Below are 10,940 nucleotides of genomic sequence, written 5' to 3' on the forward strand. Positions count from 1 at the left end.
GCCAGCAACACCCGCCGGGGCCCCTCTTCCTTGCCGTGACGCGGTTTAGCGGAACAAATTCCGGTTGGCCTTGATGCCCGCCACGTAGTTCTTGGTGTCCTCAAACATGCCGTACATGGCCACGGAGGTCTGCCCCTGGTAGTACCCGGCGATGGCCAGGTCCTCGTTCTTGGCGCCGCGCAGCAACGCCCGGATGATGGCGACGCCGGCCGTGACGTTGTCCTGCGGCTGGAGCAGGTTGAGCTTGCGGCCGACCAGGTCGGAGGCCCATTCGCCGGCCGCCGGGATGACCTGCATGGTGCCGATCGCGTTGGCGGGGGAGACGGCCCGCTGGTCGAAGCCGGATTCCTGCTGCGCGAACGCCAGGGCCAGGGCAGGGTCCACGCCCATGCTGGCGGCCGTCCTGGCCACCATTTCCTTCATCTGCGCCCGCGTGGGGACCGGTGCCGCCAGCAACAACGCCTTGTTCTTGTTGGCGTCGGCCACGACGGCGGCCGGGTACGTGTAGTGCAGGAAGGTGCTGGGCACGAGCTGGCCGGCCGGTGCGGTGATCTTCTCCACGCTGCTGGAGGCCGCCGAGATGCCTGGAATGGTCAGCGTGCGCCCGGCATAGATGGTGCCGTTGACGCCGATGCCGTTGGCCTTCGCCAGTGCCGACAAGCCCACGTGGTGCTTGGCGGCGATGCCGGAGAGGGTGTCGCCGGCAACGATGACGTAGCTCCCCGACGGGCTCGCCTTCGCCGCGGCGGGCTTGGCCACGGCCGTGGCGGCGGCCTTTGCCGGTGCGGCGGTGGCGCCGGCCAACTTGAGCTTCTGGCCGGGGTAGATGATGGAGGAGTTGTTCAGGCCGTTGGCGGCCAGGACGGCGGCGGTGCTCAGGCCGTGCCGGGCGGCGATGCCGCTGACGGTGTCCCCACCCACGACGACGTAGCTCCCCGACGGGCTCGCCTTTGCCGCGGCGGGCTTGGCCACGGCCGTGGCGGGGGCCTTTGCCGGTGCGGCGGTGGCGCCGGCCAGCTTGAGCTTTTGGCCGGGGTAGATGATGGAGGAGTTGTTCAGGCCGTTGGCGGCCAGGACGGCGGCGGTGCTCAGGCCGTGCCGGGCGGCGATGCCGCTGACGGTGTCCCCACCCACGACGACGTAGCTCGCCGACGTGCCCTGGCTCGCCTTCGCCGGGGCGGGCTTGGCCGCGGCCTTGGCGGAGTGCGACGGGGCCGAGGCCACGCCGGACAGCTTGAGCCGCTGGCCGGGGTAAATGATGGTGGCCGGGCCCAGCTTATTCAGCCGCAGCACGGATTCGGTGGACAGTCCATAGCGGGCCGAAATGCCGGAGACGGTGTCCCCGGGGACCACCACATGCGTGGTGGCCGGCGCGACACGGATCGGGGAGATGCCCGTTGGCACGGAGCCGGCGATCACCGCTGCCGGGATGCGCGGCGTCGTGGGCGCGGCCTTCACGGCGGCGGCGAGCCCGCCCTGAAGGAGGGCGGCGGGCATCACGGTGGGACCGGCCGGGGCCGCCGCGGCAGGTTGCGCCAGGGCCAGCGATGACAGCATGACCACGGGAATGGCGGCCGTTGCCACCACGGCCAATTGCTTGCTGGCGGCCGACGCGGACCGAACGGGGCGTTGGGAAGTCATGAAGCTGTCCTCTGTGTTGCCGGAACGAATGATGCCATTGGTGACGATGTTACCAATGTGACTATTGTGAATTTACACTAGTTTCCGCGCGGAACAAGTCTTTTTCATGGCGAATGCTGTTAATGCAGTGTTTTTGGGGCGGGATGCGTTCGCTTCGGCCTTTTTCCCAAATGCCCATGCCGGCGCCGGTATGCGCGCGGGCCCGGCATGTGGGAACMTTTAACCCGTGAGTAGAGTCGAAAAAGTAGTCAGTGAATGGTTGCCCCTGCCGGATGTCGCGGAAAAGCTGGAGATCTCGGTGACCAAAGTCCATGCCCTGGTCAAGGACGGTTCCTTGCTGGCCGCCCGGGTGGGGGAGCGGGACATCCGCGCCGTCCCCGCCGAATTCTTCGCCGAGGACCATATCCTGGAGAGCCTGCGGGGGACCATCTCCGTGCTCCATGACGCCGGGTTTAGCGACGAGGAAGCAATCGTTTGGCTCTTTACCCCGGACGAGTCCCTCCCGGGACGCCCGATTGACGCACTGCGCGAAGGCCGCAAAACGGAAATCCGCCGCCGCGCCCAGGCCTTGGGCTGGTAATACGCCCTTTCTGGGAACACTAAAATCCCCGCCCGGCCCATGCCGCGGCGGGGACTTGCTTTAAAAGTCCAATCCCGCCTCAGGGAGCGGGAAATGGATTTAGGACGTTCTTGAAACGGCGGCCCGGCCCAGCGCCAGCAAAGCCGCCGAAACGGAGGCCGGGATGGGCAAATCGGCCAGGGCGGCAAATGCCGTGCCGCTCAAGTCGGAAATCATTTCCTCGGTCCGGGCCAGGGCCCGTGAGTCAACCATAATGGCGCACAGCCGGGCAATTTCCGCCTCGCCCAGATCCGCCCGGCCCAGATGCGTGTCCACAAAGTCCCGGTCGGCGCCCTGGGCGGCGTCGATGGTCAGCCCAACCAATACGGTGCGCTTGCCCTCCCTCAGGTCGTCGCCCGCGGGCTTTCCGGTTTCTTCCGGGTCCCCAAACACGCCCAGGACGTCGTCGCGCAATTGAAACGCCTCGCCCAGCGGCAGCGCAAAGGCACTGTAGCCGGCCAGCAGCTCCGTGGTACCACCGGCCAGGGCGCCCCCCAGCACCAGCGGATGTTCGGAGGAGTATTTTGCGCTCTTGTAACGGATGATGGCCGAGGCCCGGTCGACGGCGGTTTGGTGCGGCTTGGTGGGGCCGGAAACCTCTTCGAGGATGTCCAGGTACTGCCCGGCCATCACCTCCGCGCGCATGATGTTGAAAACGGCCCGGGCCCGGCTGCCGGCGCCCGCACCGATGGCAGCGAACATTTCCTCGCTGAAGGACAAGCACAGATCGCCGGTCAGGATTGCGGCCGCGTAACCAAAGCGTTCCTCGTCCAGGGCCCAGCCGTTGCTCCGGTGCAGCGTGCCGAATTGGCGGTGCACGCTGGGGCCGCCGCGCCGGGTGTCGGATCTGTCGATGATGTCGTCGTGGATGAGCGCGGCCGCCTGGAAGAGTTCAAGGGCGGCACCGGCCATGATGATCTCGGGGGAATCGGGGGCGCCGCCGGCGCCGCGCCACCCCCAGTAGCACAGCAGGGCCCGCATCCGCTTGCCGCCGGTGACCAGGGCCTTGATCGAGTCAATCAAGACGAGGGTGTCCGGGGAGATTTCCGCCAGCATGGCGTGCTTGCCGGCCAGGAAGTCCGCCAGCCGGTCCGCGACGGCGGCGATGAAGAATTCCCGCTCGGATGCGGCGGAGTCTGCGGGGGCCGAAAGCTGCGCGGGGGACTGTGACATGCGGGGAAGCTCCAAGATGGGATTCTTTCGAGTGTGGTGGGCGGGCGTTACTTCAGTGAGGCGGCCAGGACGGTGGCACCGACGGTCACGGTGGAGGTGGGCCCGGACTGGACCGCGGAAACCACCACGCTTTCCCGCCCATTGGCGCGCACAAAGGTCTTCGTCGGCACCCCTGCCACCTCCGTGCCGGGCAGCGCCGTAAATGACTGGCCGGTGAAGACCTTGGCATAGTAGGCCATGACGTCCGCCGTCTTGGCGGACACGTCAAAGGTGACGCCCGCCTTCGAGATGGGCGTTCCGCGTTCCAGCGTTGATTGGCCGATGACGGCGCCGCCCATCAGCGGGATGAGCTTGACCGGGAAGCCGGCCACGAGCGCCTTGACCGTGGACTCCGCCGAGGACGTGGCGCCGGCGGAACCGGAGGACGGCGGCGCCGATGGGGAGCCCTGCGATGCGCCGGTCCCGGAGCCGGCCGGGCCGGTGCCGCCCGGAGTGGCCGGGGCGCCGGAGCAGCCGGCCAGGGCCACCACCGCGGAGACGGCGGCCACGCCCGACAGACGGGTCAGCGGGGAGCGGAAAGAGAGCGCATTTCGAATACGGGAGCCGGCCATCACGAGTTCCTTAGCTGCCGTTTGCGGGCATTGGATCCCCTCCAGTTTACCCATGGCCGGCCGTCGGCACCCCCGCCCCACCATTGGGGCCGGCGGGCGCCGGACGAAACTAGACTGGTGGCGTGGAACAGCAAGCCAGACAACCGCCCCCGGGTCAGGAGCCGGACCAGCGCGGCTGCACCATCCTGCACGTGGACATGGACGCGTTCTTCGTCGCCGTTGAACTGCGCGAGCGCCCGGAACTGGTGGGGCGCCCGGTCATCGTCGGCTTCCCGGAGGGACGCTCGGTGGTGTTGTCGGCGTCCTATGAGGCCCGCGCCTACGGCGTCCGCTCGGCCATGCCCATGGTGTCGGCCATCCGGATGTGCCCCACCGCCGCCATCATCACCCCGCGCCACCACCTTTACTATGAGGTGTCCGGGGCGGTCATGCAGCTGTTCAACTCGATCACCGACGTGGTGGAGCCCCTCAGCGTGGACGAGGCCTTCCTGGACGTCGCCGGGGCACTGCGGCGCCTCGGGACGCCGCTGGAGATCGGGGCGCTCGTGCGCCGCACCGTGGAGCGCGATCTGGGCATCACCGCGTCCGTGGGCATTGCCTCGACCAAGTTCGTGGCCAAGATCGCCTCCACCCGGTGCAAGCCCAACGGCATGCTGCTCATCGAAGCGGACCGGACCGTGGAATACCTGCACACCCTGCCGGTGCAGGCGCTGTGGGGCGTGGGCGCCAAGACGCTGGAGGTGCTGGCGCGACTGGGCATCCACACGGTGGCCGACGTGGCCGCCACGCCCGTTGCCGTACTTGCGAAAACGCTCGGCGCCGGCGGCCGCGCCCTGCACGACCTCTCCTGGGGGATCGACCCGCGTCCCGTGACCGCCGTGCGGACGGAGAAGAGCATTGGCGCCGAAGAGACCTTTGCCCAGGACACGTTCGACGACGACGTGCTCACCCGCGAGCTGCTGCGCCTTGCCCACCGCGTGGCCGGCAGGCTGAGGGCGGGACAGCTGGCCGGGCGGACACTGGCGCTGAAGATCAAGTATGCCGACTTCACCACGATCAACCGCTCCAAGACCATGGGGGCCGGAATCGACAGCGCCGGGCAAATCTATGCCGGCGCGGTGGCGCTGCTGCGCGCATTGGGACCGCGACCCCTGAGCGTGCGGCTCATCGGAATCCGCGTGGAACAGCTGGAGTCGATCACGGTGGCGCCGGCGCAGCTGAGCCTGGACCGGCGGGATGAAAATGAGCGCAGCGCCGAGGTGGTGGGCGATGCCATCGCGGCCCGGTTCGGGGCGGCCAAAATCGTCCCGGCCAGGCTGCTGCGCCCGGGCGGGCCCGGGGCCGGTGTCGCCCCGCGGTCCGGGGACGGCGACTCGGAAAGCCGCTAGGCCGGGGAGTCGGGCTGCGCCGCGGGCGCTATTTTCGGGGGCTTTGAGTGTTGCCTCACAGGTACCCTCATGTGGGTTTCAGTTCCGTGAAATCAAGCCTATTGTTAGTACTAGGAGTTCTCTCGCCAACGGCTCCGCACTTGGTTTTGCCCCGTGGAATGGTCCCCGCACAACGGACCCGGTCCCCGGGAACTAAATGGGGCGCGGTGGACGTTAACGAGTCAAGACGCCCATGGCCCTGACCTGAAGGAGGTCGTCATGCCCCTCTCGGAACACGAGCAAAGACTGCTTGACCAGCTGGAGCAGCAGCTGCATGCAGAGGATCCCAAGTTCGCAAACACCCTGGCGTCGGATCCGGCTCGATCACTATCCACCCGGCACATTGTCATTGGCGTGTTGGTGATGATTGCCGGCATCATGATCCTGCTCGGCGGTGTCGCCTCGCACCTGATCGTTGTCGGGGTCCTGGGATTTTTGGTCATGGGCGGCGGCGTTTACATTGCGATTTCACTGCCGAAGTTCGGGACACGCCGCACGGCGGGCCCGAAGTCCTCCGGCAAGCAAAAGAGCGGCTTCATGAACAGTCTCGAAGAGCGTTGGGAAGAGCGACGCCGGGAACAATAAGCCGGGAACCATAAGGCGCCGCGGGGAAGCAACTCCGCCAACACCACTTCCCTCCCCGCCGCTGGCGGCCCGGTGACGTATCCGTGTGCCGCTCGACGCGTCAGGAAGTCCCTTGAGCCCAAGGCCAGCCCAATGCCAGCCCGCGGAGGGCCCGCAATGCGGGCCTTTTTGTGTTTAACGCCCCCTGGCCCCACGACTGCAGGTGCCGGCGGCCCTCGCGGCCCTCGAACGGGACGCGGCCCTGCCCATTCCTCAACCGGGTCCGGCTGGAAATTTCCCTCCACCGCGGCTTCCCCGCCGCCTTCCCTGCATCCACGCGGAATTGCACGGCGACACGCGGACGATACGGCGTGCCGCGTCGTTGACGGTGGAGGATTGTGGAGTAATGTGGAGCCCGGAAGAGGGAAATGGTGACGTGGTGATCCAGGGACTCGACATTGAGGGGGGTGGGGGATGTTTCTCGGAACACACTCGCCACGCCTTGATGAGAAGGGCCGGATCATCCTTCCCGCCAAGTTCCGGGAGGAACTGGCCAGCGGATTGGTCCTGACCAAGGGCCAGGAAAACTGCATCTACGTCTTTAGTGCACGGGAATTTGAAAAGGTCCATGCGCAGATGGAGGGGGCGCCAATCTCCAACCGGCAAGCGCGGGACTACATTCGAATCTTTCTCTCGGGAGCTTCCGACGAAGTCCCGGACAAGCAAGGGCGTGTGACCATCCCGGCCACACTCCGGGCATATGCAGGTCTTGAACGCGAGCTGGTGGTTATCGGTGCCGGCAGCCGCGCGGAGATCTGGGATGCCACGGCTTGGCACGATTACCTGGCCGCCAGGGAACAGGCGTTCTCGGAAACCGACGAGGACGGCATCCCCGGCATTACCTGAGACTTTCCACCAACGGTTCAACCATTGGTGTGCGGACCGGTGATCTTGGATGAGATCTCCAGCCGCCCAGCACTGTCAATCCTGGCTCACCTTCCCCGGAGCCAGGCGGGACATTGCCCGGCGCGGAGGGGGATCTGGTTTAAGATCTTTTGGCGGCTCCACCGTGTGGGCGCCGCTCAAGGAACATTCAAGGCCAGACCAACTAGATCAGGAGGCGTGATGACGTCGGAGAATCCCACGCCACCAACCTCCGCCCGCCATACCCCCGTTCTGAAGGACCGCTGCATCAACCTTTTGGCCCCCGCCTTCGAGGCGGCCCGGCTGGCGGGGCGCCGGCCCGTGGCCATCGACGCGACGCTGGGCATGGGCGGGCACAGCGAGGCGATGCTTCAGCGCTTCGAGGACCTCCGCCTGATCGGCATCGACCGGGACACCGAGGCCCTGGGACTGGCCGGGGAGCGGCTGGCCCCGTTTGCCGACCGCATCGATCTGGTCCACGCCGTCTACGATGAGATCCCGGCCATCCTTGCGGACCTGGGCATCCCGGCCGTCGACGGCATCCTGATGGACCTGGGCGTCTCCTCGCTGCAGCTCGATGAGCGCGAACGCGGCTTCGCCTACTCCTTTGACGCACCCCTGGACATGCGCATGGACACCAGCCGCGGCCAAACGGCCGCCGACGTGCTCAACACGTACTCGGAAGAGGAACTGGTGCGCATCATCCGCAAATGGGGTGAGGAAAAGTTCGCCGGGCGGATCGCCAACCACATTGTGGCCGCCCGCGACCGCAAGCCGCTGACCCACACCGGCGAGTTGGTGGACATCATCCGCAACGTGGTTCCAGCCGGTGCCGCCCGGACCGGCGGACACCCGGCCAAGCGCACCTTCCAGGCCCTGCGGATCGAGGTCAACGAGGAGCTCCACGTCCTGGAGGCGGCCATACCGGCGGCCGTGGACGCCCTGGGCCTGCACGGGCGCTGCGTCGTCATGTCCTACCACTCGCTGGAGGACAAGATCGTCAAATCGGTCTTTGCCGCCGGCTCACGGTCCTCCGCGCCGGCCGGCTTCCCCGTGGAGCTGGAGGAGCACAAGGCCACGCTGAAGCGATTGACCAAGGGAACCGAAAGCCCCACCGACGAGGAAATAGCCGAAAACCCGCGGGCCGCCTCCGCGCGGCTGCGAGCCGTCGAAAAAGTGAAAGTCAGGAGTGCCGCATGAGCCCGGTAGCATCCCGCATCGAAGCCGCAGTCGTGGGCAACACGGCCAGGGCGCTCTCCGGGCACCTGCCCGGCCTCGACTTCCGCGGCGCCCCGGCCAACCGCGCGGAGCAAACGCCCGCGCGCCCCCGCACGCCCTTGTCGCTGGTGGTGAACACGCCGCGGCGAAGCGGGACACCGGTGATGGTGACCTTGTTCCTGCTGCTCGTGGCAGCCCTGGCCGCGGTGCTGATCATGAGCGTCTCAGTGTCCCAGGGCCAATACGACCTCGTGACGCTGAAAAACCAGCAGCGCGAGCTCCAACTCTCCAACCAGTCACTGGAACAGGACCTCGGCGCCAGGGAGGCGCCCCAGAACCTGGTGGCTCGGGCGGCGGCCATGGGCATGGTGCCCGGGGGGACAACCGGCCAGATTGACGTCCGCACCAAGAAGGTGTCCGGCAATCCGCAACCGGCCAAGGCTGACGCGAAGGCCCTGGTGGCCATCCCGCCGGCCACCATTGACGCACCGGCTCCCGCTGTCGCGGCCGACGTCCCCGCCGATGCGGGCGGGCCGGCAGCCCTTGACGGCGTGCCGCAGGCGAAGAAAAATGCCGCGAAGGCGGCACAAAAGCCCGCCTCGAGGCCGGCACCCAAAGTACCCTCGCCTGATCTGAACGGCGGCACCATCCCGGCGCCGGCGCAGAAGACCAGCTAAGGTTTTAAGAATATGGACGGCGCGCCATTCCCGTCCAAAGGGCTAGACGGCAAGGAAACGCAGTGGCACACGACTCCAAAAACGCTGCACGCGATGCACCTGCACAGCACTCAAACACCAACCAGCGATTCAACGACTCCTTGCAACTGAATAAGATCGGCCGCAAGCGGATGCGCATCGGCTTCGTCGTCATGCTCGCCTTCCTGGCCGTCATCGCGGGCAAACTGTTCATGATCCAGGGCCTGGACGTGGGCAAGATGGCCGAGGCCGCCGAACACCAGCGCACGGTGGTCCAGGTGCTTCCGGCGGTCCGCGGCAAGATCGTCGACGCCAAGGGCCGGGTGCTGGCCGAGAGCGTGGTCCGGTATGACATCACCGTGTCCCAGCTGAACAACACGGCCGCAACCAGCTTCAAGCACTACGAGGCGAACCAGGCCACGCCCGTGGTCTATACCCGGGACGAGGGCCTCGCGCAGCTGGCCAAGGCCCTGTCCATGCCCTTTGCCGCCGTCAAGAAGGCCGCCACCGGGAGCAAGGACTTCAACTACATTGCCCGCAACGTCACCCCCGAGGTTGAAGGCAAGGTCTCCGCGCTGCGCATCCCGGGGATCTACCCGCAGGCCACCACCAAGCGCGTCTACCCAATCGGCCAGGTGGGCGGGACGGTGGTCGGGTTCCTGGGCTCGGACGGCAAGGGCCTCTCCGGCATCGAACAGACCATGAATGACAAGCTCACCGGCAAGGACGGCTCGCGCACCTTCCAGGCCGGGAAGAACGGCATCATCATCCCCACGGCACCCGTGCGCACCATCCCCTCGGTGAACGGCCAGACCGTGAAGCTCACCATCGACCAGGACATCCAGTACTACGCCCAGCAGGCGGCCCAACAACAAAAGTCCCAGTACAACGCCCAATGGGTGAACATCACCATCATCGAGGCCAAGACCGGCCGGTTGATCGCCCTCGCCGACACCGACGCCCCGGACCCCAACAACCCCGGCGCGACCGACGCCAGGAACCTGGGGTCGCGGACCGTCACGGCCGCCGTCGAACCGGGGTCAACGGATAAGATCATGACGGCCGCGGCCGTCATCGAAGAGGGCCTGATGACCCCCATGACCCACGTGCTGGTGCCGCCCACCTACACCGTGGACGGGCAGAACTTCAGCGACGCCTTCCCGCACGGCGTCGAGAAGCGCACCCTGGCCGGCATCATCGGCGACTCCCTGAACACCGGAACCGTCATGGCCGGGGAAAAGCTCACGCCCGAGCAGCGCTACGACTACCTGCGCAAGTTCGGGATCGGGGAAAAGACCGGCATACCCCTGCCCGGGGAAAGCCCCGGCATCCTGGCGGACTGGAGGAAGTGGGACGGGCGCCAGCAATACACCGTCCTGTTCGGCCAGGGCGTGGCGCAGACCCCGCTGCAGACGGCCTTCATCTACCAAACCATCGCCAACGACGGCGTGCGCCTGGCCCCGCGCCTCATCGACGCCTTCGTGGATCCGGACGGCACCGAACACCTCGTCAAGGCGGCCCCCGGCATCAAGGTGATCAGTCCCAAGACCGCACAGGACTCCCGCGACATGCTCGAGAGCGTCACCACCGTCGCGGACGCCAAGGACGTCAAGATCCCCGGCTACCGGGTGGGCGGGAAGACCGGCACCGCGGAGTCGCCGGCGGACAACGGCCGGGGATTTGACGGGTACACCTCCTCATTCATCGGCATGGCGCCCATGGACGATCCGCAATACGTGGTGGCCATCACCGTCCAGCGCCCCCAGGGCCTCATCTACGGAGTGACCCAGGGCTACACCTTCAACGACGTCATGGGACAGGTCCTGCACACCTACAACGTCCCGCCCTCCACCACCCCCGTTGTCAAGCTCCCGCAGTACTACCAGTGACCGGCGGGCATTCCCTCTCATGAAAGATCAAGATTCAGTGGTCCAACCATCCTCCGGCCCCCGCCCGTCCACCCTCCCGTCCGAGCCGCCCCTGCGGCCCAGGCACCACCGCGCCGTGGCGCTGGCGCGCATCGCCGAGCTGGCCGGGGCCGCCCGGCCGGCCGGCGGCCCCGAGGTCC

Annotated in this window: 10 protein-coding genes; 7 read left to right on the forward strand and 3 right to left on the reverse strand. The window is 67.1% G+C overall.

The features are described 5' to 3' along the window. Positions 1 to 45 precede the first annotated feature (45 nt). A complete protein-coding gene (locus tag AB4Y80_RS13365; protein ID WP_442214732.1) occupies positions 46 to 1,641 on the reverse strand; it encodes a LysM peptidoglycan-binding domain-containing protein in 1,596 nt (531 codons plus the stop codon). Between the two features lie 226 nt (positions 1,642 to 1,867). On the opposite strand from AB4Y80_RS13365, the gene AB4Y80_RS13370 reads away from it, so the two are divergent. Further along, a complete protein-coding gene (locus AB4Y80_RS13370; RefSeq protein ID WP_442214734.1) occupies positions 1,868 to 2,221 on the forward strand; it encodes an Rv2175c family DNA-binding protein in 354 nt (117 codons plus the stop codon). A 99-nt stretch (positions 2,222 to 2,320) separates the two neighbouring features. On the opposite strand, the gene AB4Y80_RS13375 is transcribed toward AB4Y80_RS13370, so the two are convergent. Next, positions 2,321 to 3,433: a polyprenyl synthetase family protein gene (locus AB4Y80_RS13375; RefSeq protein WP_442214736.1), complete on the reverse strand. Its 1,113-nt coding sequence runs from the start codon at positions 3,431 to 3,433 to the stop codon at positions 2,321 to 2,323. A 47-nt stretch (positions 3,434 to 3,480) separates the two neighbouring features. Further along, positions 3,481 to 4,044, reverse strand: coding sequence for a hypothetical protein (locus AB4Y80_RS13380; protein ID WP_442214739.1), 564 nt, complete (start codon positions 4,042 to 4,044; stop codon positions 3,481 to 3,483). A 122-nt stretch (positions 4,045 to 4,166) separates the two neighbouring features. On the opposite strand from AB4Y80_RS13380, the gene dinB reads away from it, so the two are divergent. From dinB to AB4Y80_RS13410, 6 genes are all read left to right on the forward strand, one after another. After that, on the forward strand, positions 4,167 to 5,432 hold the full coding sequence (dinB, locus tag AB4Y80_RS13385; protein ID WP_442214743.1) for a DNA polymerase IV: 1,266 nt from the start codon (positions 4,167 to 4,169) through the stop codon (positions 5,430 to 5,432). 258 nt (positions 5,433 to 5,690) lie between these two features. Further along, a complete protein-coding gene (locus tag AB4Y80_RS13390) occupies positions 5,691 to 6,056 on the forward strand; it encodes a DUF3040 domain-containing protein (protein ID WP_442214745.1) in 366 nt (121 codons plus the stop codon). Positions 6,057 to 6,509: 453 nt separating this feature from the next. Next, a complete protein-coding gene (mraZ, locus tag AB4Y80_RS13395) occupies positions 6,510 to 6,941 on the forward strand; it encodes a division/cell wall cluster transcriptional repressor MraZ (RefSeq protein ID WP_442214747.1) in 432 nt (143 codons plus the stop codon). A gap of 219 nt (positions 6,942 to 7,160) precedes the next feature. Next, complete coding sequence (rsmH, locus tag AB4Y80_RS13400; protein ID WP_442214749.1) at positions 7,161 to 8,159, forward strand: 16S rRNA (cytosine(1402)-N(4))-methyltransferase RsmH; 999 nt, start codon at positions 7,161 to 7,163, stop codon at positions 8,157 to 8,159. Further along, positions 8,156 to 8,854: a hypothetical protein gene (locus AB4Y80_RS13405; RefSeq protein ID WP_442214750.1), complete on the forward strand. Its 699-nt coding sequence runs from the start codon at positions 8,156 to 8,158 to the stop codon at positions 8,852 to 8,854. The genes rsmH and AB4Y80_RS13405 overlap by 4 nt, the downstream gene beginning before the upstream one ends. Positions 8,855 to 8,916: 62 nt before the next feature. Continuing rightward, positions 8,917 to 10,761 (forward strand): peptidoglycan D,D-transpeptidase FtsI family protein, encoded by a 1,845-nt coding sequence (locus AB4Y80_RS13410; RefSeq protein ID WP_442214752.1) that lies wholly within the window; start codon positions 8,917 to 8,919, stop codon positions 10,759 to 10,761. Positions 10,762 to 10,940 lie beyond the last annotated feature (179 nt).

This window comes from Specibacter sp. RAF43 (assembly GCF_052114065.1).
Lineage (GTDB): Bacteria > Actinomycetota > Actinomycetes > Actinomycetales > Micrococcaceae > Specibacter.